Source organism: Pseudomonas putida (assembly GCF_005080685.1).
GTDB lineage: Bacteria > Pseudomonadota > Gammaproteobacteria > Pseudomonadales > Pseudomonadaceae > Aquipseudomonas > Aquipseudomonas putida_V.
This window is the reverse complement of sequence record NZ_CP039371.1, coordinates 5,422,412-5,447,640: the sequence shown is the minus strand read 5'-3', so window position 1 is coordinate 5,447,640 and position 25,229 is coordinate 5,422,412. Positions and strand designations below refer to the sequence as shown.

Genomic DNA, 25,229 nt, shown 5'->3' with positions numbered 1-25,229 from the left:
GGCGACGCCGCGACTGACAGGGAGACGTCCGTATGACCCCGCTTTACCTGGCTTCCGGCTCGCCGCGGCGGCGTGAACTGCTGACCCAGATCGGCGTTCCGTTCAGCGTCGTCACTGCCCCCATCGATGAAACCCCATTGCCCGGTGAGGCCGTCACCCAGTACGCCGTGCGCCTCGCCCGCGCCAAGGCTGCGGCGGGTTTTGCCTGCCTGGATGGGCCTGGCGTGGTGCTGGCCGCCGATACCGTGGTCGTGGCCAAGGGCCAGATGCTGGGCAAGCCGCGTGACCGCGAGCATGCCCTGGCCATGCTCGCCGACCTTTCCGATGGTCAGCATCAGGTGCTCACGGCCGTTGCCGTGACCGATGGCAAGCGTTGCCTGGACGTGTGCGTGGCCACCGATGTGCATTTTCGTGCCATTGGTCGCGACGAGGCCTTGCGCTACTGGGCCACGGGTGAACCGCTGGACAAGGCCGGCGGCTACGCCATCCAGGGCCTGGGAGCGGTGTTCGTCAAATCCCTGGCGGGCAGCTACTCGACGGTGGTCGGTCTGCCGCTGTTCGAAACCGCCCAGCTGCTGGAGCAGTTCTGCATCGCCTGCTGGCAGCAACACGAGGTTTCAGCACCGCGCTAGCCAGTGAACCGACAGCGATCCATCATTACCGAAGACTTTGGACGAGAGCCTGCCATGAGTGAAGAGATCCTGATCAACATCACCCCGATGGAATCGCGCGTGGCAGTGGTGGAAAACGGCGTGCTGCAAGAGGTGCACGTCGAGCGTACGCAGCGCCGTGGCATCGTCGGCAATATCTACAAGGGCAAGGTGGTGCGCGTGCTGCCGGGCATGCAGGCGGCATTCGTCGACATCGGCTTGGAGCGCGCCGCGTTCATTCACGCCTCGGAAATTTCCCAGCGCGAGGGCTCCGCAGTCGAGAACATCACTGCCCTGGTGCACGATGGCCAGGCCCTGGTGGTGCAGGTGACCAAGGACCCGATCGGCACCAAGGGCGCCCGCCTGACCACGCAGTTGTCCATTCCCTCACGCTACCTGGTGTACATGCCGCGCAGCAGTCATGTCGGCATTTCGCTGAAGATCGAAGACGAAGCCGAGCGTGAGCGCCTCAAGCAGGTGGTCAGCGACTGCATGGACAGCGAGAACATCAAGGACGCCGGTGGTTTCATCCTGCGCACCGCCGCCGAAGGCGCGCGCAGCGAAGAGATCCTCCAGGACATCCGTTACCTGCGCAGGCTCTGGGAGCAGATTGGCAGCCAGATCCAGACCTGCGGCGCACCGACGGTCATCTATGAAGACCTGGGCCTGGCCTTGCGTACGCTGCGCGACCTGGTCAACCCGAAGATCGAGAAGATCCGCATCGACTCGCGGGAAACCTTCCAGAAGACCACGCAGTTCGTCGCCGAATTGATGCCGGAAATCGCCGATCGCCTGGAGCACTATCCCGGCGAACGGCCGATCTTCGACCTGTATGGCGTCGAGGACGAAATCCAGCGGGCACTGGAACGCAAGGTGCCGCTCAAGTCCGGTGGCTACCTGGTGGTCGATCCCGCCGAGGCGATGACCACCATCGACGTCAATACCGGTGCGTTCGTCGGCCACCGCAATCTCGAGGAAACCATCTTCAAGACCAACCTCGAGGCGGCCACCGCCATCGCCCGGCAACTGCGCCTGCGCAACATTGGCGGCATCATCATCATCGACTTCATCGACATGGAAGACGAAGAGCACCAGCGCCAGGTGCTGCGGACCCTTGAAAAGCAGCTCGAACGCGACCATGCCAAGACCAACATCATCGGCATCACCGAGCTGGGCCTGGTGCAGATGACCCGCAAGCGCACCCGCGAAAGCCTCGAACAGGTGCTCTGCGAACCTTGCGTGGCGTGCCAGGGGCGGGGCAAGCTGAAAACCCCCGAAACCATTTGCTACGAGATCTTCCGCGAGATCCTCCGCGAGGCCCGCGCCTACCAGGCGGAGGGCTATCGCGTACTGGCCAACCAGAAGGTGGTCGATCGCCTGCTCGACGAGGAGTCGGGCAATGTGGCGGAGCTGGAGACGTTCATTGGCCGAACGATTCGCTTCCAGGTCGAGTCGATGTATTCACAGGAACAATACGATGTGGTGCTGCTCTGACCCCCTATAGAAGCCGGTCAGGCTGGCAAAACCGGTACTTCGGGCCATGATGGATAAACGACTTGGAGGGCCACGGCAATGGGGCGTCTGACCCGCGTTCCGGTTGCCATGACCCGCTGGGGCCTTGGCATCTGCGCGCTGCTGGCAGTGATCGTCGCGTTGTACGTCAGCCTCGGTCGGCAACTGGTGCCGCTGGTGGCCGAATACCGCGCAGACGTGGAAGCCAAGGCCGAGCAGGCCTTGGGCCTGCCGGTGCACATCGGTGCGCTCGAAGGGCGCTGGAGCGGGCTGGTGCCGGTGCTGCGCCTGCGTGACCTGCAGTTGGGCGAAGGGGCTTCGGCCCTGCGCCTGGACGACGTTCGGGCAGTGCCCGATCTGTGGGCCAGCCTCATGGCCCGCGAGGTGCGCCTGGCCCATATCCAGCTCAGTGGCCTGCAACTGATCGCCCGCGAGGACGAGCAGGGCGGTTGGTCGCTCGAAGGCTTGCCGAAGAAGGACGACGCCCCGCTCGACCCGGCCGCGACGCTCGAGCGCCTGCGCCAGCTTGGCCGTGTCGATGTGTTCGACAGCCAGGTCACCCTGCAGCCGTGGCAGCGCGATCCGATGACCCTCACCTACGTCAGCCTCGGTTTGCAGGCCGGCACCTCGCGCCAGGCCCTCGATCTGCGTGCCACCTTGCCCGACGGCCAGCCCATGGCATTGAACCTGCGCAGCCGCGCGACGGCCGATGCCTGGCACGAGGGCAGTGCCGAGGTCTACCTGAGCCTGCCGCAGAGCGACTGGTCGCGCTGGCTGCCGCCGCGCCTGCTGGGCCAGTGGCAAGCCGACGCGTTGCGCGCCGGAGGCGAGTTCTGGGTCGACTGGCGCAAAGGTGCACTGGAGCGAGCGGTGGTGCGCCTCAATGCACCCGAACTGCGAGGCGCCTACACCGGACGCAAGGCGGCGAAGCTGGACAACCTGGCGTTGGCAGCCTGGTTCCAGCGCCGCGAACAGGGCTTCGACGTGGTGGTCGACTCCCTGGCTGCCAGCATCGGCGAGAAGCGCTGGGAGTCGCACCTGCAACTGCGCCAGCGCGAAGGTCAGGATGCTGCAGGGCCAACCTGGCAGATCCAGGCCGACCGTCTCGACCTGACGCCGCTGACACCCTTGATCGATGCGCTTGCGCCGCTACCGGAAAAACTCATGGCCGTGGTCGATGGCCTGAAGGTCACCGGTTCGCTGCGCAACGTGCGACTGGATGTTCGTCCCAAGGCCGAAGGCGACAAGCGCCTGCAGTTCGCCGCCAATCTCGACAAGGTCGGCTTCGATGCGTATCACGGCGCGCCGGCTGCCGGCAATGTCAGCGGCAGCATCAGTGGCGATCTCGGCCACGGCGAGCTGCGCCTGGATACCGACGCCTTCATGCTGCATCTGTATCCGATCTTCGGCAAACCCTGGCATTACCTGAAGGCCAATGCGCGCCTGACCTGGGCGCTGGACAAAGAAGGTTTCACCCTGATCGCGCCCTACATCAAGGTGCTGGGCGAGGAGGGCAAGATCGCCGCGGACTTCCTCATTCATCTGTTCTTCGAACCTGGGCACGAAAGCTACATGGACCTGCGCGTCGGCCTGACCGATGGCGATGGCCGCTATACCGCCAAGTACCTGCCGGAAGTTCTCAGTCCGGCCCTGGACGAATGGCTGCGCAGCGCCATCGTCAAGGGCAACGTCGAGCAGGGCTACTTCCAGTACCAGGGCTCGCTCAACCATGGCGCCCCGCCCGAAGCCCGCAGCATCAGCTTGTTCTTCAAAGTCAATGATGCGGCGCTCGACTTCCAGCCTGGCTGGCCGCAGGTGCAGCATGTCGATGGCGATGTGCTGATCGAGGACAGCGGCGTGCGCATCAAGGCGCGCAAGGGGTTACTGCTCGACACCCAGGTCAGCGATGTCAGTGTCGATATCCCGCATGTGGAAGAGGGCCAGCACAGCCACTTGTACCTGGACGGCGACTTTGCCGGCACCCTGGGCGACGGCTTGAAGATTCTCAAGGAAGCCCCGATCGGCACCGGTGAGATCTTCGCCGGCTGGGAAGGTGAAGGCCCGCTCAGTGGCAAGGTCAAATTGGACATTCCACTGGCCCACGGCGAGCAGCCGAAGGTGCTGGTCGATTTCGCCACCCGCGACGCTCGCCTCAAGGTGGCGCCGCCGACCTTGGAGCTAAGCCACCTGAAAGGCGATTTCAGCTTCGATCTGGACAAGGGCTTGAGTGGCAAGGGCATCAGCCTGGAGGCATTTGGCAAGCCGGTGACCGCGCAGATCGTTGCCCAGGGCGCACCGGGGCAGATGCAGACCCGCATCGACGCCAAGGGCCAGGTGGGGCTCAAGGCCCTGACTGACTGGTTGCAATTCAACCAATCACTGCCGGCTTCGGGCGAATTGCCCTATCAGTTGCAGGTCAACCTGGGTAAGCGCGACAACAGCCTGAATGTCAGTTCGTCGCTCAAGGGCCTGACGATCGACCTGCCGGCCCCGTTCGGCAAGGCGGCCAGCGACACCCGCGACAGCCGCTTCAGCATGAATCTGCAAGGTGCCGAGCGCCGCTTCGATGCGGCCTACGCCGATCTTACGCGGTTCGCCTACGCGGCACCCGCCGACAAGCTGGCACAGGGCCGGGGCGAGCTGCTGCTCGGTGCTGGCACTGCCCAGGTGCCAGCTGGCCAGGGCCTGCGCGTACGCGGGCGGCTGGAATCGCTCGATCTCGCGCCCTGGCAGGCGCAGGCCGAGCGGCTTGGCGGCAGTGACCCTGGCGGCAGCGCCCGGCAGAGCCTGCAGAGCGTCGACCTGAGCATCGGTCAGCTCAAGGCCTTCGGCATGGACCTCAACCAGGCCGTGGTGCGCCTGGCCCGCAGCGGGCCAGCATGGGACCTGCGTCTGGACAGCCGGGAGGTGATCGGCAATGCGCGCCTGCCGGACGCCAAGGGCGCGGCGATGGCGGTACGCCTGCAAACCTTGCGCCTGCCGGCAGCCGATCCGGCCCAGGCGCAGGCCGAGGAAGGGCCGGATCCGCTTGCCGACTTCGACCCGCGCAAGGTCCCGGCGCTGGACCTGTCCATCGACAAGCTCTACCGCGGCGACGACTTCTTCGGCAGCGCATCGATCAAGCTGCGCCCCACCGCGCGTGGTGTTTCGGCAGAAGACATCGACCTGTCCTTCAAGGGCCTGCGCATCGATGGCGGGGGGGGCTGGGAAGGCGTGCCAGGTGCCACCAGCAGTTGGTACAAAGGGCGGCTCGATGGCAAGGATCTGGGCGACGTGCTCAAGGCCTGGGGCTTCGCGCCCACCGTCACCAGCCGCGACTTCCGCCTGGACGTCGATGGTCGCTGGCCGGGCTCGCCAGCCTGGGTGGGCCTCAAGCGCTTCTCCGGGAGCATGGACGCGGCCTTGCGCAGCGGCCAGTTCGTCGAGGTCGAAGGCAGTGCCCAGGCTTTGCGCGTGTTTGGCCTGCTCAACTTCAACGCCATCGGTCGGCGCCTGCGCCTGGACTTCTCCGACCTGTTTTCCAAGGGCCTCGCCTACGACCGGGTGAAGGGCCTGCTGGTGGCCAGCAATGGCGTCTACGTCACGCGTGAGCCGATCACCGTCACCGGGCCTTCGAGCAACTTCGAACTCGAAGGCACGCTGGACATGGTTCGCGACCGGGTCAACGCCAATCTGCAGGTATCGCTGCCGGTGACCAACAACCTGCCCCTGGCGGCGCTGATCGTCGGTGCACCGGCAGTGGGGGGCGCCTTGTTCCTGGTCGACCGCCTGATCGGCGACCGGGTATCGCGCTTCGCCAGCGTGCACTATCGCGTCGAGGGGCCGGTGAAAGAGCCTAGAATCACATTTGTGAAACCTTTCGATAAATGAACCCAGGGGTACGCATGAAGGCAGCGGTGATCCAGATGGTCAGCCAAGACGATGTTCTGGCCAACCTGCAACGTGCCGGCGCCCTGCTGGAGCAGGCGGCCATGGGCGGTGCACGACTGGCCGTGCTGCCAGAAAACTTCGCGGCCATGGGCCGACGCGATGCTGCCGCGATCGGCCGCGCCGAAGCACTGGGTGACGGGCCGATCCTGCCCTGGTTGAAACGCACCGCCCGTGACCTCAAGTTATGGATTGTCGGCGGTACCTTGCCGCTGCCACCGCAAGGTCGACCTGATGCCAAGGCCCACGCGTGCTCGCTGCTGATCGATGAGTACGGCGAGGTCGCGGCGCGCTACGACAAGTTGCATCTGTTCGATGTGGACGTGGCCGACCAGCGGGGCCGTTATCGCGAGTCCGACGATTACGCCCATGGCGCCCAGGTGGTGGTCGCCGAGACGCCGGTGGGGCGGGTGGGCTTGAGCGTTTGCTACGACCTGCGGTTCCCGGAGCTGTACAGCGCCCTGCGCGCTGCCGGCGCCGAGCTGATCACCGCACCTGCGGCGTTCACCGCCGTGACAGGGGCGGCGCACTGGCAAGTGCTGATCCGCGCACGCGCCATCGAGACCCAGTGCTACGTGTTGGCTGCGGCGCAGGGCGGTATCCATCCAGGGCCACGGGAAACCCATGGCCACGCGGCGATCGTCGACCCCTGGGGGCGGATCGTCGCTGAACAGGCGCAAGGCGAAGCGGTATTGCTGGCCGAGCGCGACATCGATGAACAGGCGTCCATACGGGCGCGCATGCCGGTGGTTTCGCACCGGCGCTTTTTCTCGCAGGACGCATTGCGGCCTGCGCACACCGCGGAGTGATTATGAGCCAGATGTTATCCACCGTCAGCGAGCAGCTCCTGGCCCCCGGCGGGCTGACCCTGGACAGCCTGCAGGCTGTGCTGGGCGAGCTGGCCGGCCCCGGTATCGACGCTGCCGACCTGTATTTCCAGGGCCAGATCTCCGAGACCTGGGCGCTCGAGGACGGCATCGTCAAGGAAGGCAGCTTCAACCTCGACCAGGGCGTTGGGGTACGTGCCCAGTCTGGCGAAAAAACCGGCTTCGCCTACAGCAACGCCATCAATCTCGAAGCCTTGACCTCCGCTGCCCGTGCCGCCCGGTCGATTTCCCGCGCCGGGCAAAATGGCAAGGTCCAGGCGTTTCGTGCTCAGCAGGTGCCGGCCCTGTACACGGCGGACAACCCGCTCGACGTACTCAGCCGCGCCGAGAAAGTCGACCTGCTCAAGCGGGTCGATGCCGCCACTCGGGCACTGGATCCGCGTATCCAGCAGGTCACCGTGAGCATGGCTGGGGTCTGGGAGCGGATTCTGATCGCCGCTGCCGATGGCAGCCTGGCCGCCGATGTGCGGCCGCTGGTGCGCTTCAACGTGAGCGTCATCGTCGAGCAGAACGGCCGGCGTGAGCGCGGCGGGCAGGGCGGCGGCGGGCGTACCGACTATCGCTTCTTCACCGAGGAGCGGGTCATGGGCTATGCCCGCGAGGCGCTGCGCCAGGCCCTGGTCAATCTCGAAGCGATTCCCGCCCCGGCTGGCACGCTACCGGTGGTGTTGGGCTCGGGCTGGTCCGGCGTGCTCCTGCACGAAGCGGTCGGGCATGGCCTGGAAGGCGATTTCAACCGCAAGGGAAGCTCGGCGTTCAGTGGTCGAATTGGTGAGAAAGTCGCTTCGAGCCTATGCACCATCGTCGATGACGGTACCCTCGAAGGCCGCCGTGGATCGCTCAGCGTCGATGACGAAGGGACCCCGACCGAGTGCACCATGCTGATCGAGAACGGCATCCTCAAGGGTTACATGCAGGACAAGCTCAATGCCCGCCTGATGGGCATGGCGGTAACCGGCAACGGCCGCCGCGAATCCTATGCGCATTTGCCGATGCCACGCATGACCAACACCTACATGCGTGCCGGCGAAAGCGACCCGCAGGAGATCATCGCCTCGGTGAAGAAGGGCATCTACTGCGCCAATCTCGGCGGCGGTCAGGTGGATATCACCAGTGGCAAGTTCGTGTTCTCCACCAGCGAGGCGTACCTGATCGAGGACGGCAAGATCACTGCCCCGGTCAAGGGCGCGACGCTGATTGGCAACGGCCCCGAGGCCATGAGTCGGGTATCGATGGTCGGTAACGACCTGGCCCTGGACAGCGGCGTGGGGACGTGCGGCAAGGATGGGCAGTCGGTGCCGGTGGGCGTCGGGCAGCCAACCTTGAAACTGGATGCGATCACCGTGGGCGGAACGGGGGCTTGATGGTCCGGCGGGCCTATGTGGAAGCAGGCTTGCCTGCTTCCACGGGTACCGAGGCGATCAGCGCAGGCCGCGCTGCAGTTCGTCGAGCTCGCGGATGTACTTGAACACCTTGCGCGCAGCGGCAGGCGGTTTGTTCCGTGCTTTTTCGTGCTGGGCGTGGCGGATCAGCGAGCGCAGTTGCTGGCGATCGGTGTCGGGATACTCGTTGACGAAACGCTCGAGATCTTCGTCGTTACCGTCGATCAGGCGGTCGCGCCAGCGCTCGAGTCCGTGGAAGCGCTCGTTGTACTGGCGTGTGGAGCTGTCGATCTGCTCCAGCACGGCGTGGATCGCGTCCAGATCCTGGACGCGCATCAGCTTGCCGACGAACGACATGTGCCGTTTGCGTGCACCGTGGGCGGTGTGCTTGGACGCTTCGTCCAAGGCCTTGCGCAGCTCGTCGGTCAGCGGCAGGCGCGCCAGGGTGTCGGCCTTGAGCGTGGTGAGACGCTCGCCGAGTTCGACCAGCGCATGCAGCTCGCGCTTGATCTGGGTTTTGCTTTTTTCGCCGTCGAAGGCGTCGTCGTATGAATCAACCATGGTGGCAGTCCGCTTGGGTTTTTATGAAAAGTCGCCGAGCGGCGAGCAGGCAAGGCGAAAACAGGCGAGGAAGCGGAGTTTACAGGTTGTAAATGAGCATTCCGAGCCTGTTTTCAACGCAGCATGGTCGTCGCGCAGGCACTTTTCGTACAAAGCATAGAAATTGCCGCCATGATAACCAGCCGGGGGCCGCTTGTCCGGCCCGGTCGTAGAATGACCCTTGCCGAACGCAGAATTTGAGTGGAGAAAACCATGAGTGCAGTCCAGAGCGTAGGCCCCAAGGACCTGCCAGCATTGCAGGAGCAGGTCGAGGCAATCGTCGCCGAGGCGCGCCGCCAGGGCGCCAGCGCTTGTGAGGTGGCGGTATCGTTGGAGCAGGGCCTGTCCACCAGCGTGCGTCAGCGCGAGGTCGAGACGGTCGAGTTCAACCGTGACCAGGGTTTTGGCATCACCTTGTACGTCGGCCAGCGCAAAGGCTCGGCGAGTACCTCGGCGAGCGGCCCGGAGGCGATCCGCGAAACCGTCGCGGCGGCCCTGGCGATCGCCAAGCACACCTCCGAGGACGAATGCGCGGGCCTGGCCGATGCGGCGCTGATGGCCCGGGAAATTCCGGACCTCGATCTTTATCATGACTGGGCACTGGAGCCGGAGAAGGCCATCGAGATGGCCCTTGAGTGCGAGGCTGCAGCGTTCGATGCAGACCCGCGCATCCTCAACGCCGACGGCACCACCCTCAATACTCACCAGGGCTGCCGGGTGTATGGCAACAGCCACGGCTTCATCGGCAGCTATGCCTCGACCCGACACAGCCTCAGCTGCGTGATGATCGCCGAAGGCGGGGGGCAGATGCAGCGTGACTACTGGTACGACGTCAACCGCCAGGGCAACCTGTTGGCAGACCCACGCAGCATTGGCCAGCGCGCCGCGCAACGCGCTGCCAGCCGCCTGGGCGCGCGTCCGGTGCCGACCTGCGAAGTACCGGTGCTGTTCTCCGCCGAGCTTGCCGGTGGCTTGTTCGGCAGTTTCCTGTCGGCGATCTCCGGCGGCAACCTGTACCGTAAGTCGTCCTTCCTCGAAGGGGCGATCGGGCAACGTCTGTTCCCATCCTGGCTCTCGCTCGACGAGCGCCCGCATATCCCGCGGGCCCTGGGCAGCGCCGCATTCGATGGCGACGGCTTGGCGACCTATGCCAAACCGTTCGTCGACAAGGGCGAGTTGGTGTCTTACCTGCTCGGCACCTACTCGGGGCGTAAGCTGGGCTTGCCTAGCACGGCTAACTCCGGTGGCGTGCATAACCTGTACGTCAGCCATGGCGTAGAGGACCAGGCGGCTTTGATTCGGCGGATGGGTCGGGGCTTGCTGGTGACCGAGCTGATGGGACACGGTTTGAACATGGTGACCGGTGACTACTCCCGAGGTGCGGCGGGCTTCTGGGTCGAGAACGGCGAGATCCAGCATGCCGTGCAGGAAGTGACCATCGCCGGCAATATGAAGGACATGTTCCAGCAGATCGTGGCGATTGGCAGCGATCTTGAAACGCGTAGCAACATTCATACAGGGTCGGTGCTGATCGAGCGGATGACGGTCGCGGGCAGTTGATCCATGGGCTGGACCGGCCCTTTCGCGGCGGTTCGGCGCGCCGATGGACCGTCGCGAAAGGGTCAGAGCAAGCACCAGAAAATTTCGAGATACCTTCAACACGCCAGAGACCCGGCCACCGCGCCGGGTTTTTTCTTTCATCAGTTTCTAGTTGAAGTGATTCTATTTATCACTTAATAATGAATATCATTATCCAGTCACCCGGCGATGATGTTCATGAAAACCGTCCTCCACGAGCTGCCCTACCTGGAAAACTGGCGCTGGCTCAGCCGGCGTATCCGCTGCGCCCTCGAGCCCGACGAGCCGCGCCTGATCGAGCACTACCTGGCCGAGGGCCGCTATCTGGTGTGCTGCACCGAGACGTCGCCATGGACCGTGGCACTGACCTCCTTCCGCCTGCTGCTCGATACCGCCTGCGACCGCATGCTGCCATGGCATTGGCGCTGCCTGTGCCTTGACCAGGCGTGGCGCCCACTGCTGCAGCTGCGCAACCTCGACCGCCAGGAACAGAACCAACGCTGGCAGCCCTATGCCTTGCAACTGGCCAACTGTGTGCTGCTGCCTTCGATTTCCCCCGATGACCTGATGCAAGGATTTGATGATGAGTGATACCCGAATCGAGCGCGACAGCATGGGCGAACTGCAGGTGCCGGCCCAGGCCCTGTACGGTGCCCAGACCCAGCGCGCGGTCGACAACTTCCCGATCAGCGGCCAGCGCATGCCGGCCCAGTTCATTCGCGCGCTTCTGCTGGCCAAGGCGGCGGCAGCCAAGGCCAACATCGAGCTGGAGCAGCTCTCGGCCGCTCAGGGCCAGGCCATCGTCAGTGCCGTGGAGCAATTGCTGGCAGGTGACTTCATCCAGCATTTCCCGGTGGATGTGTTCCAGACTGGCTCTGGCACCAGTTCGAACATGAACGCCAACGAGGTGATCGCTACCCTGGCCAGCCGCGTGCTCGGTGAGCCGGTCAATGCCAACGACCACGTCAACTGTGGCCAAAGCAGCAACGACATCATCCCCACCACCATTCACACCAGCGCTGCGCTGGCCCTGCACGAACAACTGCTGCCGGCGCTCGACCACCTGGTGCAGGTGATCCAGGCCAAGTCCGCGCAGGTGCATCAGTACGTCAAGACCGGCCGTACCCACCTGATGGACGCCATGCCGGTGCGCATGAGCCAGGTGCTCGACGGCTGGGCTGCGCAGGTCGGAGCCGCCAAGGCGCATATCGAGGCGACCCTGCCGAGCCTGCAGGCCCTGGCTCAGGGCGGCACCGCCGTGGGCACCGGGATCAACGCCCACCCGCAGTTCGCTGCTGGCTTCGCCCGCCAACTCAGCGTCCTCACCCGGATCGAGTTCACCCCAGGGCAGAACCTGTTTGCCCTGATCGGCTCCCAGGACACCGCCGTGGCGTTGTCGGGCCAGCTCAAGACCACCGCAGTAGCGCTCATGAAGATCGCCAACGACCTGCGCTGGATGAACTCCGGCCCCCTGGCCGGGTTGGGCGAGATCGAGTTGCAGGGCCTGCAGCCGGGTTCGTCGATCATGCCGGGCAAGGTCAATCCGGTCATTCCCGAAGCCACCGCCATGGTTGCTGCCCAGGTCATCGGCAACGACGCGACCATCGCCGTGGCCGGCCAGTCGGGCAATTTCGAACTGAACGTGATGCTGCCGGTGATCGCTCGCAACATGCTGGAAAGCATCGAGCTGATGGCCAATGCCAGCCGCCTGCTGGCCGACAAGGCCATCGCCAGCTTCAAAGTCAACGAAGGCAAGCTCAAGGAGGCCCTGGCGCGCAACCCGATCCTGGTCACCGCGCTGAACCCGATCATCGGTTACCTCAAGGCGGCCGAAATCGCCAAGACCGCCTACAAGCAGGGGCGTCCGATCATCGACGTGGCGCTGGAGCACACCGATCTGTCGCGTGACCAGCTCGAAGCGCTGCTGGATCCGGAAAAACTCACCGCTGGCGGCATCTGACGCGTCGTCAGCGGCCAGGAGAACGACGTCATGCAGCACTGGAAACGTACCACCGAAACCGCCAACCGCCTGTTCGAACAGGGTGAGTGGGTAGATGCCCGCGAGCATTACCTGCAAGCCCTGGCCCTGGCTCAGGTGCTGTTCGAGCGCTGGAATGACGTGGATGAAGCGGTGGCCGCATTGGTCATCGCCCATCACAACTTGGCGGACTTGCACCTGCGGCTGAACCAGCCGCACGAGAGCGCCGACTACCTGTGTGCGGCCCACCAGCGTCTGCTCCAGGCCAGCGGCGATGGTCGGCTGCCCCAGGCGCTGCGTGAAGCGGCGCTGCGCCACAGCGGCCGCACTTACACCGAACTGCTCAGTTTCATCGCCGAGTACGGCCAGTATCCGCGCACCGAGCGGTTGCTGGCGCGCTATTCGCCCGAGCCGGGGGAACTGGCCGGGCGGCCCGATGAGACGCCTCGTACACCTTCCTATGGAATCCACTGACATGCCTCATACCTTGCCTGCTTTGCCCTACGCCTATGACGCACTGGAGCCGCACATCGATGCCCAGACCATGGAAATTCACCACAGTAAGCACCATCAGACCTACATCAATAACCTGAACGCCGCCATCGAAGGCACCGAGTGGGCCGATTGGCCGGTGGAAAAACTGGTGGCAGCGGTCAAGCAATTGCCGGCGAACCTACAGGGCGCGGTGATCAACCAGGGTGGCGGCCATGCCAACCACACCTTGTTCTGGACCGTGATGTCGCCCCAGGGCGGCGGGCAGCCGCAAGGCCAGGTGGCCAAGGCCATCGAGTCCGAGCTTGGCGGCTTCGAGGCGTTCAAGGAGGCGTTCACCAAGGCGGCGCTGTCGCGCTTCGGCAGTGGCTGGGCATGGTTGAGCGTCAACCCGCAGAAGACGCTGGTGGTGCAAAGCAGCGGCAATCAGGACAGCCCGCTGATGGACGGCAACACGCCGATCCTCGGCCTGGACGTCTGGGAGCATGCGTACTACCTCAAGTACCAGAATCGTCGTCCGGAATACATCGGTGCGTTCTACAACGTCATCGACTGGGCGGAAGTGGAACGCCGCTATCTCGAAGCCCTGAAGTGAGTCGATCGGCATGCGCTCAGATGTGATGTCTGTCAGCAGTGTGCGCCTGTTCCGCGTGGCGCTGGGTACTTTGCTGTTGCTGGTGGGCACCGCGTTGCTGGTCGCACGGGGCATCGCCTGGCTGGATTTGGAGCCGCGCATGCTGCGGGCCCTGGAGGGTGGAGCGCTGTGCGCGCTGGGCACGGCGCTGGGCGCTGTGCCGGTACTGGTCATCCGCAACATGCCCGTGGCCCTGGCCGACATGCTGCTGGGCTTTGGTGCCGGGGTGATGTTGGCGGCGACGGCGTTCTCGCTGATCATCCCGGGCCTGGAGGCTGCCCAGGCTATCGGCTTCAGCCCCTGGGGCGCCGGTGGCTTGATCAGTGCGGGCCTGTTGTTCGGCGCGATGTGCCTGTTCCTGGTCGACCTCAAGGTGTCCGGCGTTTCGCCGGACGCTTTGGTCGCCACCGCCCAGCCGCCGGTCATCCCCGCGCGGATCTGGTTGTTCGTGATCGCCATCGTCGCCCACAACATTCCTGAAGGCATGGCCATCGGTGTTTCTGCCGGTGGCGGCATGGCCGATGCTGACAGCCTGGCCATGGGCATCGCCTTGCAGGATGTACCAGAAGGTCTGGTGGTTGCGCTGGTGTTGGCAGGGGCGGGGATGTCGCGGTTCCGGGCGTTCCTGATCGGCGCTGCATCCGGCCTGGTGGAGCCCTTGGCCGCCGTGGTGTGTGCGTGGCTTGTGAATGTCGCTGAACTGCTGCTGCCGCTGGGCCTGGCCTGTGCGGCGGGGGCCATGTTGCTGGTGGTGACCCAGGAGATCATTCCCGAGTCACGCAGCAACGGCAATCACCGCCTGGCCAGCCTTGGGCTGTGTATCGGCTTCTGCCTGATGATGGCGATGGATACGGCGATGTCGTGATTTACCCTGAGTACGCCATGTGGCGATCTTGGCAGCTCCGGGGCGCTTACGGCGAGCCCGCTTACTCGCCCTCGTCGAAGAAGTTTTCGATCAACGCCACCAGCGCTTCCATGGCTTCGCCATCCTGCTCACCCTCGGTGTGCAGGTGCACCGGGGTGCCTTTGCCGGCGGCCAGCATCATCACCGCCATGATGCTCTTGCCGTCCACCAGTTTGTCCGGCGCCCGGCCGACCCGTACCTGGCAGGGGAAGCGCCCGGCCACGCCGACGAACTTGGCGGCCGCCCGTGCGTGCAGGCCAAGTTTGTTGATGATGGTGATTTCGCGGGCGGGCATCGTGGGGTGGAATCCTGTGGGCTAGAGGTCGCGGTGGCGGACCTGGACGTTTTTCAGGGATTGCTGCAGCAACTGGCCAAGGCGCTCGGTGATGTACACCGAGCGGTGATGACCACCGGTGCAGCCGATGGCGATGGTGACATAGGCGCGGTTGCTGGCGGCGAAGCGTGGCAGCCATTTCAGCAGGTAGCTGGAGATGTCGTGGAACATTTCTTCCACATCCGGCTGGGCGGCCAGGTAGTCGATCACCGGTTGCTCGAGCCCCGAATGGTCGCGCAGCTCAGGCTTCCAGTACGGGTTGGGCAGGCAGCGTACGTCGAATACCAGGTCGGCATCGACCGGCATGCCGCGCTTGAAACCGAACGACTCGACCAGGAACGCGGTACCGGGCTCGGGCTGGTTGAGCAGGCGCAGCTTGATCGAGTCGCGCAACTGGTACAGGTTCAAGCTGGTGGTGTCGATCTTGAGGTCGGCAAGGTCGGAGATCGGACCCAGCAGTTCACTTTCGACGCGGATCGCTTCGGCCAGCGAGCGATCGGCATTGGTCAGCGGGTGGCGTCGGCGCGTCTCGGAAAAGCGCTTGAGCAGGGTGTCTTCGTCGGCGTCGAGGAATAGCACATCGCACTTGATATGCCGGGCGCGGGCTTCCTCGAGCAGTTCGGGGAAGCGCGACAGGTGGCTGGGCAGGTTGCGTGCATCGATGGATACGGCCACCTTCGGCTGCAACAACTCGGTGTTGATCAGCGCGTTTTCCGCCAGTTGCGGTAGCAGGCCGGCGGGCAGGTTGTCGATGCAGTAGTAACCGTTGTCTTCCAGGACATCGAGGGCGGTGCTCTTGCCGGAGCCGGACCGCCCACTGACGATGATCAGGCGCATGTTCAGTGCTCGTTCTGTACGTCCAGGACTACCTGGTACAGGGCCTCGCTGCTGTCGGCGGCACGCAGGCGATCGCGAACCTCCCTGCGATCGAGCATGCTGGCGATCTGGCGCAGCAGTTCAAGGTGGGCATCGGTGGCGGCTTCGGGCACCAGCAGGACGAACAGCAGGTCGACCGGCGCGCCGTCGATGGCGTCGTAATCGATGGGCGCTTCCAGGTGCAGCAGAGCGCTCACGGGGGCGGTGCAGCCTTCAAGCCGGCAGTGGGGGATGGCGATGCCGTTGCCAAAGCCGGTCGAGCCGAGTTTTTCGCGGGCCACGAGCTTTTCGAAGACGTCTTGCATCTCCAGCTCAGGCACCTGCTCGGCGATAACGGTAGCGACCTTTTCCAGGGCGCGCTTCTTACTGCCTCCCGGCACGTTCACGAGGGAACGGCCGGGGGTCAGGATGGTTTCAAGTCGGATCATGGATGAGGGGGATCAGCGGGCGGCTGCACCTTGCAGCAGGCTTTGCTGTTTTTCCTTGTGTTTTTTCAGTTGGCGGTCGAGCTTGTCGGTCAAGGCGTCGATCGCTGCATACATGTCTTCGTGTTCCGCGTTGGCAACCACTTCGCCGCCGGGAATCTGCAGGGTCGCTTCGACCTTCTGCTGCAGCTTCTCGACCTTCATGATGACCTGCACGTTGGTAATCTTGTCGAAGTGGCCTTCCAGCTTCTTGAGTTTCTGCTCGACGTAGTCGCGCAGTGGCTGGGTGACTTCTACATGCTGTCCACTGATATTGACTTGCATACAGCTTCTCCTTTGTTGCCCGTGCATAAGGAGGCAGGTATTGCACCTGCCCCGAAAACGCTATGGCACATCCAGGGGCTACATCAGTCGCTTGCGCTCGCTCGACGGTGCGATGCCGAGGGACTCGCGGTACTTGGCGACGGTGCGACGGGCTACCTGAATGCCTTGTGCCTCCAGTAAACCAGCGATCTTGCTGTCACTCAATGGCTTTTTCTGATTTTCCGCAGCCACCAGTTTCTTGATGATCGCGCGGATCGCCGTGGATGAGCATTCGCCGCCTTCAGCGGTGCTGACATGGCTCGAGAAAAAGTATTTCAATTCATAGATGCCACGCGGCGTGTGCATGTATTTCTGCGTGGTCACCCGGGAGATCGTCGACTCGTGCATGCCCACCGCCTCGGCGATGTCGTGCAGCACCAGTGGCTTCATCGCCTCGTCGCCGTGGTCGAGGAAGCCGCGCTGGTGCTCGACGATCTGCGTCGCGACCTTCATCAGCGTTTCGTTGCGACTCTGCAGGCTCTTGATGAACCAGCGCGCCTCTTGCAGCTGGTTGCGCATGAAGGTGTTGTCGGCGCTGGTGTCGGCGCGGCGTACGAAGCCTGCGTACTGTGGGTTGACCCGCAGGCGGGGGATGGCTTCCTGGTTCAGCTCGACCAACCAGCGGTCGCTGTCCTTGCGCACGATCACGTCCGGGACCACGTACTCCGGCTCGCTCGACTCGATCTGCGAGCCAGGGCGAGGGTTGAGGCTCTGCACCAGCTCGATCACCTGGCGCAGTTCGTCTTCCTTGAGCTTCATGCGGCGCATCAGCTGGCTGTAGTCGCGACCGCCGAGCAAGTCGATGAAGTCGGTGACCAGGCGTTGGGCTTCGGCCATCCAGGGGGTGTTCTTCGGCAGCTGACGCAGTTGCAGCAGCAGGCATTCGCCCAGGTTGCGCGCGCCGACACCGGCCGGCTCGAACTGCTGGATGCGGTGCAGCACGGCCTCGACCTCGTCGAGTTCGATATCCAGCTCGGGGTCGAAGCCCTGGCAGATTTCCTCGAGCGTGTCTTCCAGGTAGCCCTGGCCGTTGATGCTGTCGATCAGGGTGACTGCGATCAGACGGTCGGTGTCGGACATCGGCGCCAGGTTCAGCTGCCACAGCAGATGGCTCTGTAGGCTCTCGCCAGCGGAGGTACGGGTGGTGAAGTCCCACTCGTCGTCATCGTTGCTGGGGAGGCTGCTGGCGCTGGTCTGGTAGATGTCTTCCCAGGCCGTGTCGACCGGCAGTTCGTTGGGGATGCGCTCGTTCCATTCACCTTCTTCCAGGTTCTCGGCGCTGGCCGTGGTCTCCTGGAAGCTGTTGTCCTGGACTTCGGCAACCGGCTTGTTCTCGGCGTTGTCCGCCATCGGGTCGCTGTTGTCGAAGTCGTCGCCGTCTTCCTGACGTTCGAGCATCGGGTTCGACTCCAGCGCTTCCTGGATCTCCTGCTGAAGGTCCAGGGTAGAAAGCTGGAGCAGACGGATGGCCTGTTGCAACTGCGGGGTCATCGTCAGTTGCTGGCCCATTTTTAGGACGAGCGATGGTTTCATGGCAGGGGCTTAATACCTTGTTCGCCGGCGCGCATGCGCCATCCACTACAGGGCGCCGGAGCGCCGAATTCAAGCAAGTTTTATGCCTTAATTTGTAGCGTTTGCCTAGAGCACTGTAACAACTTAGGCCGGCTTGTGGCCGGTTTGCCAGTGCTCGGGCAGGCCCGGGGTCAGAGTCGGAACTCGTGGCCCAGGTAAACCTCTTTCACCAGTTCGTTGGCCAGGATGGTCTCGGCATCGCCTTCGGCGATCAGTTGGCCATCGTTGACGATGTAGGCGGTTTCGCAGATATCCAGGGTCTCGCGGACGTTGTGGTCGGTGATCAGTACACCGATGCCCTTGGCCTTGAGGTGGTGGATGATCTGCTTGATGTCGCCTACCGAAATCGGGTCGACGCCCGCGAAGGGTTCGTCGAGCAGGATGAATTTCGGCGCGGTAGCCAGGGCACGGGCGATTTCCACGCGGCGACGTTCACCGCCGGAGAGGCTCATGCCGAGGTTGTCGCGGATATGGCTGATGTGGAACTCCTGCAACAGGCTTTCGAGCTCCTTGCGCCGGCCGTCGCGGTCGAGGTCCTTGCGGGTTTCGAGGATGGCCATGATGTTGTCGGCCACCGACAGCTTGCGGAAGATCGAGGCCTCCTGCGGCAGGTAGCCGATACCGGCGCGGGCGCGGCCGTGCATGGGTTGGTGGCTGACGTCGAGGTTGTCGATCAGCACGCGCCCCTGCTCGGCCTGGACCAGGCCCACGATCATGTAGAAGCAGGTGGTCTTGCCGGCGCCGTTGGGGCCGAGCAGGCCGACGATCTGGCCGCTGTCGATCGACAGGCTGACGTCGCGTACCACCTGTCGGCCCTTGTAGCTCTTGGCCAGGTGCTGGGCTTTGAGGGTTGCCATTTACTCGGCCTTCTTCTTCGGCTGGATGACCATGTCGATGCGCTGACGCGGAGAGGTCACGTTGCCGCCACGACCCGCGGTCGCCACCTGGGTCTTGGTGTTGTAGACGATCTTCTCGCCTTCGGTGGTGTTGCCCTCGTTCTCGACCTTGGCGCGGTCGGTGAGGATCACCATGTCCTTCTGTGCCTGGTACTGGATGGTCACCGCCCAGCCTTTCATCTTGTCGGGCTTGGCCGCGCTCTGCTGCTGTTCGAAGTAGGCCAGGTTGCCCACCGAGGTCACCACGTCGATGTCGCCGGATTGGGCGCGGGTGATGGTCACGGTGTTGCCTTTGATCATCATCGAGCCTTGCGTGATGATGACATCGCCGGTGTAGGTCGCCACGCCTTGCTTGTCGTCCAGATGCGCGTTGTCGGCCTGGATGCGGATAGGCTGGTCACGGTCGTTAGGCAGGGCGAAGGCGCTCGCGCTTCCCAGTGCTGCGCTCAGGCTGAGCAAAAGGGGGAGGGTTTTAACGAGCCTCATACTGTCCTCTTACGTTAGAGAGCAAGTCCATCTTGCTTTCTTTCAAATACGCTTTCATTCCTTTGCCCGTAGTTGTGCCACCGGCGCCGTCGATTCTAACGGCTTGATCGGTCTGCGCATATTGCTTCTGCGGGAATACGGTCATGCGTGAGCTGGTAATGATGGTTTCGCGCTGCTTTTCGTCGGTGCGAGCGACGCGGACCTTGTCGATCAGTTCCACCTCGGTACCGTCCGGGTTGACCTCGGCGCGCACGCTCTGCACGTGCCAGGGGTATTCGGTGCCCCGGTACAGGTGCAGGTCGGGCGTGGTCACCAGGGTGACCTCGCTGGCCTTGAGGTGCTCGACCTTGTCGGCGGTCATCTCGTACTGCAGCTTGCCGTCCGGCAAGAACTGCAGAGTGTGGGCGTTGACCGCGTAATAGTCGATGGCGCTTTCGTCGACCTGCGCCACCGGTTTGTCGAGGAAGCTCTCGGGGCTGACGTTCCAGTAGCCGACGGCCACCAGCAGGGCGGCGATCACCCCGAGCAGCGCGATGTTTCGGGCTTTCTTGCTGAACATGGGCAGCCTTACAGGTAGTTGGCGTTGGCAGCGTCCAGGGTGCCCTGGGCCTGCATGATCAGTTCACAGAACTCGCGGGCGGCACCTTCGCCGCCGCGTGCCTGGGTCACGCCATCGGCGTGCTGGCGAACGAACGGCGCGGCGTTGGCCACCGCCATGCCCAGGCCGACGCGGCGAATCACCGGCAGGTCGGGCAGGTCGTCGCCCAGATAGGCGACCTGCTCATAGCTTAGGCCCAGTTCGGCGAGCAAGCCGTCCAGTACCACCAGTTTGTCTTCGCGGCCCTGGTACAGGTGGGGTATGCCGAGGTTCTTCGCCCGGCGCTCGACCACCGGGGTCTTGCGCCCGCTGATGATCGCCGTGGTCACGCCCGAGGCCATGAGCATCTTGATGCCCTGGCCGTCGAGGGTGTTGAAGGTCTTGAACTCGCTGCCGTCCTCGAGGAAGTACAGGCGCCCGTCGGTGAGTACGCCGTCGACGTCGAATACCGCCAGTTTGATGGCCTTGCCGCGTTGCATCAGGTCTTGGTTCATTTACATCACTCCGGCGCGCAGCAGGTCGTGCATGTTCAGGGCACCGGACGGGCGGTCGTCCTGGTCCACGACCACCAGCGCGCCAATCTTGTGGTCTTCCATGATCTTCAGGGCCTCGGCGGCGAGCATTTCGGCGCGGGCGGTCTTGCCATGCACGGTCATCACCTGATCGATCAGGGTGGTGTGCACGTCGATGTTGCGGTCCAGGCTGCGACGCAGGTCGCCGTCGGTGAACACCCCGGCCAGCTTGCCGTCGGCCTCGAGGACCACGGTCATGCCCAAACCTTTGCGAGACATTTCAAGGAGCGCGTCCTTGAGCAGGGTGCCGCGTTGCACCGATGGTAGCTCGTCGCCGCTGTGCATGACGTTCTCGACCTTGAGCAGCAGGCGCCGCCCCAGGGCACCGCCGGGGTGCGAGAAGGCGAAGTCTTCGGCGGTGAAGCCGCGGGCCTCGAGCAGGGCAATGGCCAGCGCATCGCCGAGCACCAGCGCTGCGGTGGTCGAGGAGGTGGGTGCCAGGTTCAGCGGGCAGGCTTCCTGGGGGACTCGGGCGTCGAGGTTGACTTCCGCAGCCTGGGCCAGGGGCGAGTCCGGGTTGCCGGTGAGGCTGATCAGCTGGATGCCCAGGCGCTTGATGAGAGGCAGCAGGGTCACGATTTCGGCGGTGCTGCCGGAGTTGGACAGAGCCAGGATGACATCGTCGCGGGTGATCATGCCCATGTCACCGTGGCTGGCTTCGGCCGGGTGCACGAAGAACGCCGGCGTGCCGGTGCTGGCCAGGGTGGCGGCGATCTTGTTGCCGATGTGCCCGGACTTGCCCATGCCGACCACGACGACCCGGCCCTTGCTCGCCAGGATCAGCTCGCAGGCCTTGACGAAACTGGCGTCGATGCGCGCCAGAAGGCCTTCGACGGCTTCGAGTTCAAGGCGCAGGGTGCGCTGGGCGGATTGGATCAGCTCGCTGGATTGGCTCATGTCGAAAAAGCAATGCCTGATGAAAAGGCGCCGATTATAGCGACAATGTGCGAAAGCCTCATCATTCGATTGTCACATGGCGGCCAGGTTGCCTGTCTGGGGGCTGAACAAGCGTGGCAATGGCCTTGGGGGCGGCCTGCCAGCGGTGCTATAGTTCGCCGCTATTCGGCCTGTCAGGGGCGCGTGTGCCTTCATGATGGGGGCCGGCGTCCATTAGGACGAGGCTGCATCAGCAAGGAGTCTAGATGAGTGTGGATAGCGCCTACGCGGTCGAGTTGAAGGGAGTCACCTTCAAGCGCGGTTCGCGCAGCATTTTCAGCAACGTCGATATCCGTATCCCGCGTGGCAAGGTCACCGGGATCATGGGGCCGTCGGGTTGCGGCAAGACCACGCTGCTGCGCCTGATGGGCGCGCAGCTGCGGCCGTCGAGCGGCGAGGTGTGGGTGGCCGGGCAGAACCTGCCGGCGCTGTCGCGCAGCGACCTGTTCGACGCCCGCAAGCAGATGGGCGTGCTGTTCCAGAGTGGTGCTCTGTTCACCGACCTCGACGTGTTCGAGAACGTGGCGTTCCCGCTGCGGGTGCATACCCAGCTGTCGGACGAGATGATTCGCGACATCGTGCTGATGAAGCTGCAGGCCGTGGGCCTGCGCGGTGCCATCGACCTGATGCCCGATGAGCTGTCCGGCGGTATGAAACGCCGCGTGGCACTGGCTCGGGCGATTGCGCTCGATCCGCAGATCCTCATGTACGACGAACCGTTCGTCGGCCAGGACCCGATCGCCATGGGTGTGCTGGTGCGTCTGATCCGCCTGCTCAACGACGCGCTGGGCATCACCAGCATCGTGGTGTCGCACGACCTTGCCGAAACCGCCAGCATCGCCGACTACATCTACGTGGTCGGTGATGGCCAGGTCCTTGGCCAGGGCACGCCCGACGAATTGATGGGGGCGGACAATCCGCGTATCCGCCAGTTCATGAAGGGCGACCCGGACGGTCCGGTGCCATTCCACTTTCCTGCGCCTGATTACCGCGCCGACCTGCTGGGAGCGCGGTGATGCGCAGAAAATCCTTACTCGAACGCATCCGCCTGTTCGGTCGCTCGGCGATCGACGTGCTGGCGGTCCTGGGGCGTTCCTGCCTGTTCCTGTTCCATGCGCTGGTCGGTCGTGGCGGCATCGGGGGCGGCTTCCAGCTGCTGACCAAGCAGCTGTATTCGGTGGGCGTGCTGTCGCTGGCGATCGTCGTCGTCTCCGGCGTGTTCATCGGCATGGTGCTGGCCCTGCAGGGCTATAGCATCCTGACCAAGTACGGCTCGGAACAGGCGGTGGGGCAGATGGTCGCCCTGACCCTGCTGCGAGAGCTTGGCCCGGTGGTCACGGCGTTGCTGTTCGCTGGCCGCGCAGGCTCTGCGCTGACCGCCGAGATTGGCAACATGAAGTCCACCGAGCAACTGTCGAGCCTCGAGATGATCGGCGTCGACCCGCTCAAGTACATCGTCGCGCCACGCCTGTGGGCCGGTTTCATCTCGCTGCCACTGCTGGCGCTGATTTTCAGCGTGGTCGGCATCTGGGGTGGCTCGTGGGTCGCGGTCGACTGGCTGGGCGTCTACGAAGGCTCGTTCTGGGCCAACATGCAGAACAGTGTTTCGTTCACCGACGACGTGCTCAACGGGCTGATCAAGAGCCTGGTGTTCGCCTTCGTCACCACCTGGATCGCCGTGTTCCAGGGGTATGACTGTGAGCCCACCTCCGAGGGGATCAGCCGTGCCACCACCAAGACCGTGGTCTACGCCTCGTTGGCAGTACTGGGTCTGGACTTTATTCTGACCGCCTTGATGTTTGGAGATTTCTGATGCAAAACCGCACCCTGGAAATCGGTGTCGGCCTGTTCCTCCTGGCCGGGATCCTGGCGCTGCTGCTGCTGGCCCTGCGTGTCAGCGGGCTGTCCGCCAGCCCGAGCAGCGATACCTACAAAGTTTATGCGTACTTCGACAATATCGCCGGTCTGACGGTCAGAGCTAAAGTGACCATGGCCGGTGTGACCATCGGCAAGGTCACCGCCATCGATCTGGACCGTGATTCCTACACGGGTCGGGTGACCCTGCAGCTGGACAAGTCGGTCGACAACCTGCCGACCGACTCCACTGCCTCGATCCTGACCGCCGGCTTGCTTGGCGAGAAGTACATCGGTATCAGCGTGGGCGGTGAGGAAGACGTGCTCAAGGATGGCGCCACCATCCACGACACCCAGTCGGCGCTGGTGCTGGAAGATCTGATTGGCAAGTTCCTGCTCAATACCGTGGGCAAGGAACCGAAAGAAGCGCAACCGGCTAATTAAGGAGTTTCCATGATTTCGATCCTGCGACGTGGCCTGCTGGTCCTGCTGGCGGCCTTCCCCCTGCTGACGTTGGCTGCGCAATCGCCGCGTGACGTGGTGCAAGGCACCACCACCGAGCTGCTCAGCGACCTCAAGGCCAACAAGGAACAGTACAAGTCCAACCCCAACGCCTTCTACGATGCACTCAACCGCATCCTCGGCCCGGTGGTGGACGCCGACGGTATTTCCAAAAGCATCATGACCGTCAAGTACTCGCGCAAGGCTTCGCCCGAGCAGATGCAGCGCTTCCAGGAAAACTTCAAGCGCAGCCTGATGCAGTTCTATGGCAACGCATTGCTCGAGTACAACAACCAGGGCATCACCGTCGACCCGGCCAAGCCCGATGACGGCAAGCGCGCAAGCGTTGGCATGAAGGTCACCGGCAACAATGGCGCCGTGTACCCTGTGCAATACACCCTGGAAAAACTCGGTGACGAGTGGAAGGTGCGTAACGTGATCGTCAACGGCATCAACATCGGCAAGTTGTTCCGCGACCAGTTCGCAGATGCCATGCAGCGCAACGGCAACGACTTGGACAAGACCATCAATGGCTGGGCCGGCGAAGTGGCCAAGGCCAAGCAGACCGCCGACAGCTCGCCAGAGAAGACCGTCAAATGAGTGAAGCTGTTGTAAGCATGGCCGAACCGGGCGTATTGCGCCTGGCTGGCGTGCTGGACTACCGCAGCGGCCCGGCCTTGCGCAAGCAGGGCAAGGCGTTGATCGATGCCGCCCGTGAATCACGCCTGGTGCTCGATTGCTCGGCGGTAGAGAAATCGTCCAGTGTCGGCCTGTCGCTATTGCTGGCGTTCATCCGTGATGGCCAGTCCAGCGGCAAGGTCTGCGAAGTGCGTGGCATGCCTGACGACATGCGGGAAATCGCCGAGGTCTACGACCTCGATGAGGTATTGGCAAGCTGATAGCTCGCCATGAGTGGAAGGCCCCTCGGTCAGCGTACTCCTCTGTTGGGCTTCGCAGGCGAGGGGCTTTTTTGTATGATGGCCGACCCGTGCGCATCGGGCGCCGATTGAGGTTGAGCATGCAGGCCGTAGAAGTTAAGAGCTTCCTTGAAGAAAAATTGCCGGGATCCCGGGTCGAAGTTGAAGGCGAAGGCTGCAACTTCCAGTTGAACGTGATCAGCGACGAGTTGGCTGGCCTGAGCCCGGTCAAGCGTCAGCAGGCGATCTATGCTCACCTTAATCCCTGGATCGCCAATGGCAGCATCCATGCGGTAACCATGAAATTTTTCAGCAGCGCAGCCTGGGCTGAGCGCACCTGAGCCAACTTGGCGGC

General features: G+C 63.7%; 28 protein-coding genes. 17 read left to right on the top strand and 11 right to left on the bottom strand.

The features are described from left to right. The first annotated feature begins 32 nt into the window (after positions 1–32). The 5 genes from E6B08_RS25390 (at position 33) to tldD (ending at position 8,340) form a co-directional block, all read left to right on the top strand. Positions 33–632 carry a Maf family protein gene (locus tag E6B08_RS25390; protein WP_136916486.1) on the top strand — a complete coding sequence of 200 codons (600 nt, stop codon included), beginning with the start codon at positions 33–35 and terminating at the stop codon, positions 630–632. A gap of 54 nt (positions 633–686) precedes the next feature. Continuing rightward, positions 687–2,144 (top strand): ribonuclease G, encoded by a 1,458-nt coding sequence (gene rng, locus E6B08_RS25385; RefSeq protein WP_136916485.1) that lies wholly within the window; start codon positions 687–689, stop codon positions 2,142–2,144. A 78-nt stretch (positions 2,145–2,222) separates the two neighbouring features. Beyond that, the gene (locus E6B08_RS25380; RefSeq protein ID WP_136916484.1) at positions 2,223–6,032 is read left to right on the top strand and encodes a YhdP family protein; all 3,810 of its coding nucleotides are present in this window, start codon (positions 2,223–2,225) and stop codon (positions 6,030–6,032) included. 14 nt (positions 6,033–6,046) lie between these two features. Continuing rightward, positions 6,047–6,898: a carbon-nitrogen hydrolase family protein gene (locus tag E6B08_RS25375; RefSeq protein ID WP_136916483.1), complete on the top strand. Its 852-nt coding sequence runs from the start codon at positions 6,047–6,049 to the stop codon at positions 6,896–6,898. A gap of 2 nt (positions 6,899–6,900) precedes the next feature. Further along, on the top strand, positions 6,901–8,340 hold the full coding sequence (gene tldD, locus E6B08_RS25370) for a metalloprotease TldD (RefSeq protein ID WP_136916482.1): 1,440 nt from the start codon (positions 6,901–6,903) through the stop codon (positions 8,338–8,340). 57 nt (positions 8,341–8,397) lie between these two features. Here the strand turns inward: tldD and yjgA are convergent, their stop codons facing one another. Beyond that, positions 8,398–8,919, bottom strand: a complete 522-nt coding sequence (gene yjgA, locus E6B08_RS25365) for a ribosome biogenesis factor YjgA (RefSeq protein ID WP_133326394.1) — start codon at positions 8,917–8,919, stop codon at positions 8,398–8,400. A 252-nt stretch (positions 8,920–9,171) separates the two neighbouring features. Here yjgA and pmbA point away from each other — a divergent pair, with 252 nt between their 5' ends. The 6 genes from pmbA (at position 9,172) to E6B08_RS25335 (ending at position 14,505) form a co-directional block, all read left to right on the top strand. Beyond that, positions 9,172–10,518 (top strand): metalloprotease PmbA, encoded by a 1,347-nt coding sequence (gene pmbA, locus E6B08_RS25360; RefSeq protein ID WP_136916481.1) that lies wholly within the window; start codon positions 9,172–9,174, stop codon positions 10,516–10,518. Between the two features lie 207 nt (positions 10,519–10,725). Next, on the top strand, positions 10,726–11,127 hold the full coding sequence (locus E6B08_RS25355; RefSeq protein ID WP_136916480.1) for a FagA protein: 402 nt from the start codon (positions 10,726–10,728) through the stop codon (positions 11,125–11,127). After that, complete coding sequence (locus E6B08_RS25350; protein ID WP_136916479.1) at positions 11,120–12,496, top strand: class II fumarate hydratase; 1,377 nt, start codon at positions 11,120–11,122, stop codon at positions 12,494–12,496. The genes E6B08_RS25355 and E6B08_RS25350 overlap by 8 nt, the downstream gene beginning before the upstream one ends. A 30-nt stretch (positions 12,497–12,526) precedes the next feature. Next, entirely contained in the window at positions 12,527–12,988 is a 462-nt protein-coding gene (locus E6B08_RS25345) for a hypothetical protein (protein WP_136916478.1), read from the top strand. A 1-nt stretch (position 12,989) separates the two neighbouring features. Beyond that, entirely contained in the window at positions 12,990–13,601 is a 612-nt protein-coding gene (locus E6B08_RS25340) for a superoxide dismutase (RefSeq protein WP_136916477.1), read from the top strand. A gap of 10 nt (positions 13,602–13,611) precedes the next feature. Then, complete coding sequence (locus E6B08_RS25335) at positions 13,612–14,505, top strand: ZIP family metal transporter (protein WP_136916476.1); 894 nt, start codon at positions 13,612–13,614, stop codon at positions 14,503–14,505. A gap of 61 nt (positions 14,506–14,566) precedes the next feature. Here E6B08_RS25335 and E6B08_RS25330 read toward each other — a convergent pair whose 3' ends face one another. The 10 genes from E6B08_RS25330 to E6B08_RS25285 form a co-directional block, all read right to left on the bottom strand. Further along, positions 14,567–14,839: an HPr family phosphocarrier protein gene (locus E6B08_RS25330; protein ID WP_136916475.1), complete on the bottom strand. Its 273-nt coding sequence runs from the start codon at positions 14,837–14,839 to the stop codon at positions 14,567–14,569. Between the two features lie 21 nt (positions 14,840–14,860). Then, positions 14,861–15,715, bottom strand: coding sequence for an RNase adapter RapZ (gene rapZ, locus E6B08_RS25325; protein WP_136916474.1), 855 nt, complete (start codon positions 15,713–15,715; stop codon positions 14,861–14,863). Positions 15,716–15,717: 2 nt separating this feature from the next. Beyond that, positions 15,718–16,182, bottom strand: coding sequence for a PTS IIA-like nitrogen regulatory protein PtsN (gene ptsN / locus E6B08_RS25320; RefSeq protein WP_136916473.1), 465 nt, complete (start codon positions 16,180–16,182; stop codon positions 15,718–15,720). A gap of 12 nt (positions 16,183–16,194) precedes the next feature. Further along, complete coding sequence (gene hpf / locus E6B08_RS25315; RefSeq protein ID WP_136916472.1) at positions 16,195–16,503, bottom strand: ribosome hibernation-promoting factor, HPF/YfiA family; 309 nt, start codon at positions 16,501–16,503, stop codon at positions 16,195–16,197. Positions 16,504–16,581: 78 nt separating this feature from the next. Next, complete coding sequence (locus E6B08_RS25310; protein WP_136916471.1) at positions 16,582–18,075, bottom strand: RNA polymerase factor sigma-54; 1,494 nt, start codon at positions 18,073–18,075, stop codon at positions 16,582–16,584. Positions 18,076–18,245: 170 nt separating this feature from the next. Beyond that, entirely contained in the window at positions 18,246–18,971 is a 726-nt protein-coding gene (gene lptB / locus E6B08_RS25305; protein WP_133326376.1) for an LPS export ABC transporter ATP-binding protein, read from the bottom strand. Next, positions 18,972–19,496 (bottom strand): lipopolysaccharide transport periplasmic protein LptA, encoded by a 525-nt coding sequence (gene lptA, locus E6B08_RS25300; RefSeq protein ID WP_136916470.1) that lies wholly within the window; start codon positions 19,494–19,496, stop codon positions 18,972–18,974. Further along, positions 19,483–20,055: an LPS export ABC transporter periplasmic protein LptC gene (gene lptC / locus E6B08_RS25295; protein ID WP_136916469.1), complete on the bottom strand. Its 573-nt coding sequence runs from the start codon at positions 20,053–20,055 to the stop codon at positions 19,483–19,485. The genes lptA and lptC overlap by 14 nt, the downstream gene beginning before the upstream one ends. Before the next feature lie 8 nt (positions 20,056–20,063). Further along, positions 20,064–20,588, bottom strand: a complete 525-nt coding sequence (locus E6B08_RS25290) for a KdsC family phosphatase (protein ID WP_136916468.1) — start codon at positions 20,586–20,588, stop codon at positions 20,064–20,066. Beyond that, positions 20,589–21,563 (bottom strand): KpsF/GutQ family sugar-phosphate isomerase, encoded by a 975-nt coding sequence (locus E6B08_RS25285; RefSeq protein ID WP_136916467.1) that lies wholly within the window; start codon positions 21,561–21,563, stop codon positions 20,589–20,591. Between the two features lie 245 nt (positions 21,564–21,808). On the opposite strand from E6B08_RS25285, the gene E6B08_RS25280 reads away from it, so the two are divergent. The 6 genes from E6B08_RS25280 (at position 21,809) to E6B08_RS25255 (ending at position 25,215) form a co-directional block, all read left to right on the top strand. Further along, positions 21,809–22,618 (top strand): ATP-binding cassette domain-containing protein, encoded by an 810-nt coding sequence (locus tag E6B08_RS25280; protein WP_136916466.1) that lies wholly within the window; start codon positions 21,809–21,811, stop codon positions 22,616–22,618. Further along, positions 22,618–23,415, top strand: a complete 798-nt coding sequence (mlaE, locus tag E6B08_RS25275) for a lipid asymmetry maintenance ABC transporter permease subunit MlaE (RefSeq protein ID WP_136916465.1) — start codon at positions 22,618–22,620, stop codon at positions 23,413–23,415. The genes E6B08_RS25280 and mlaE overlap by 1 nt, the downstream gene beginning before the upstream one ends. Continuing rightward, on the top strand, positions 23,415–23,900 hold the full coding sequence (mlaD, locus tag E6B08_RS25270; protein ID WP_136916464.1) for an outer membrane lipid asymmetry maintenance protein MlaD: 486 nt from the start codon (positions 23,415–23,417) through the stop codon (positions 23,898–23,900). Before mlaE ends, mlaD begins: the two co-directional genes overlap by 1 nt. Before the next feature lie 9 nt (positions 23,901–23,909). Beyond that, positions 23,910–24,557, top strand: coding sequence for an MlaC/ttg2D family ABC transporter substrate-binding protein (locus E6B08_RS25265; RefSeq protein ID WP_136916463.1), 648 nt, complete (start codon positions 23,910–23,912; stop codon positions 24,555–24,557). Continuing rightward, on the top strand, positions 24,554–24,856 hold the full coding sequence (locus E6B08_RS25260) for an STAS domain-containing protein (protein WP_136916462.1): 303 nt from the start codon (positions 24,554–24,556) through the stop codon (positions 24,854–24,856). Before E6B08_RS25265 ends, E6B08_RS25260 begins: the two co-directional genes overlap by 4 nt. A gap of 119 nt (positions 24,857–24,975) precedes the next feature. Further along, entirely contained in the window at positions 24,976–25,215 is a 240-nt protein-coding gene (locus tag E6B08_RS25255) for a BolA family protein (protein ID WP_003255121.1), read from the top strand. The last annotated feature ends 14 nt before the right edge of the window (positions 25,216–25,229 follow it).

What these genes read in the sequence shown, in the direction of transcription:
- E6B08_RS25260 (WP_136916462.1), top strand. Translation starts at nt 24,554, where the DNA reads ATGAGTGAAGCTGTTGTAAGCATGGCCGAACCGGGCGTATTGCGCCTG.
- rapZ (WP_136916474.1), bottom strand. Translation starts at nt 15,715, where the DNA reads ATGCGCCTGATCATCGTCAGTGGGCGGTCCGGCTCCGGCAAGAGCACC.
- E6B08_RS25345 (WP_136916478.1), top strand. Translation starts at nt 12,527, where the DNA reads ATGCAGCACTGGAAACGTACCACCGAAACCGCCAACCGCCTGTTCGAA.
- rng (WP_136916485.1), top strand. Translation starts at nt 687, where the DNA reads ATGAGTGAAGAGATCCTGATCAACATCACCCCGATGGAATCGCGCGTG.
- E6B08_RS25390 (WP_136916486.1), top strand. Translation starts at nt 33, where the DNA reads ATGACCCCGCTTTACCTGGCTTCCGGCTCGCCGCGGCGGCGTGAACTG.
- E6B08_RS25335 (WP_136916476.1), top strand. Translation starts at nt 13,612, where the DNA reads ATGCGCTCAGATGTGATGTCTGTCAGCAGTGTGCGCCTGTTCCGCGTG.
- E6B08_RS25255 (WP_003255121.1), top strand. Translation starts at nt 24,976, where the DNA reads ATGCAGGCCGTAGAAGTTAAGAGCTTCCTTGAAGAAAAATTGCCGGGA.
- pmbA (WP_136916481.1), top strand. Translation starts at nt 9,172, where the DNA reads ATGAGTGCAGTCCAGAGCGTAGGCCCCAAGGACCTGCCAGCATTGCAG.
- E6B08_RS25310 (WP_136916471.1), bottom strand. Translation starts at nt 18,075, where the DNA reads ATGAAACCATCGCTCGTCCTAAAAATGGGCCAGCAACTGACGATGACC.
- tldD (WP_136916482.1), top strand. Translation starts at nt 6,901, where the DNA reads ATGAGCCAGATGTTATCCACCGTCAGCGAGCAGCTCCTGGCCCCCGGC.
- E6B08_RS25285 (WP_136916467.1), bottom strand. Translation starts at nt 21,563, where the DNA reads ATGAGCCAATCCAGCGAGCTGATCCAATCCGCCCAGCGCACCCTGCGC.
- lptB (WP_133326376.1), bottom strand. Translation starts at nt 18,971, where the DNA reads ATGGCAACCCTCAAAGCCCAGCACCTGGCCAAGAGCTACAAGGGCCGA.
- E6B08_RS25330 (WP_136916475.1), bottom strand. Translation starts at nt 14,839, where the DNA reads ATGCCCGCCCGCGAAATCACCATCATCAACAAACTTGGCCTGCACGCA.
- E6B08_RS25340 (WP_136916477.1), top strand. Translation starts at nt 12,990, where the DNA reads ATGCCTCATACCTTGCCTGCTTTGCCCTACGCCTATGACGCACTGGAG.
- E6B08_RS25380 (WP_136916484.1), top strand. Translation starts at nt 2,223, where the DNA reads ATGGGGCGTCTGACCCGCGTTCCGGTTGCCATGACCCGCTGGGGCCTT.
- E6B08_RS25280 (WP_136916466.1), top strand. Translation starts at nt 21,809, where the DNA reads ATGAGTGTGGATAGCGCCTACGCGGTCGAGTTGAAGGGAGTCACCTTC.
- yjgA (WP_133326394.1), bottom strand. Translation starts at nt 8,919, where the DNA reads ATGGTTGATTCATACGACGACGCCTTCGACGGCGAAAAAAGCAAAACC.
- E6B08_RS25290 (WP_136916468.1), bottom strand. Translation starts at nt 20,588, where the DNA reads ATGAACCAAGACCTGATGCAACGCGGCAAGGCCATCAAACTGGCGGTA.
- E6B08_RS25265 (WP_136916463.1), top strand. Translation starts at nt 23,910, where the DNA reads ATGATTTCGATCCTGCGACGTGGCCTGCTGGTCCTGCTGGCGGCCTTC.
- mlaE (WP_136916465.1), top strand. Translation starts at nt 22,618, where the DNA reads ATGCGCAGAAAATCCTTACTCGAACGCATCCGCCTGTTCGGTCGCTCG.
- lptA (WP_136916470.1), bottom strand. Translation starts at nt 19,496, where the DNA reads ATGAGGCTCGTTAAAACCCTCCCCCTTTTGCTCAGCCTGAGCGCAGCA.
- ptsN (WP_136916473.1), bottom strand. Translation starts at nt 16,182, where the DNA reads ATGATCCGACTTGAAACCATCCTGACCCCCGGCCGTTCCCTCGTGAAC.
- mlaD (WP_136916464.1), top strand. Translation starts at nt 23,415, where the DNA reads ATGCAAAACCGCACCCTGGAAATCGGTGTCGGCCTGTTCCTCCTGGCC.
- hpf (WP_136916472.1), bottom strand. Translation starts at nt 16,503, where the DNA reads ATGCAAGTCAATATCAGTGGACAGCATGTAGAAGTCACCCAGCCACTG.
- E6B08_RS25375 (WP_136916483.1), top strand. Translation starts at nt 6,047, where the DNA reads ATGAAGGCAGCGGTGATCCAGATGGTCAGCCAAGACGATGTTCTGGCC.
- E6B08_RS25350 (WP_136916479.1), top strand. Translation starts at nt 11,120, where the DNA reads ATGAGTGATACCCGAATCGAGCGCGACAGCATGGGCGAACTGCAGGTG.
- E6B08_RS25355 (WP_136916480.1), top strand. Translation starts at nt 10,726, where the DNA reads ATGATGTTCATGAAAACCGTCCTCCACGAGCTGCCCTACCTGGAAAAC.
- lptC (WP_136916469.1), bottom strand. Translation starts at nt 20,055, where the DNA reads ATGTTCAGCAAGAAAGCCCGAAACATCGCGCTGCTCGGGGTGATCGCC.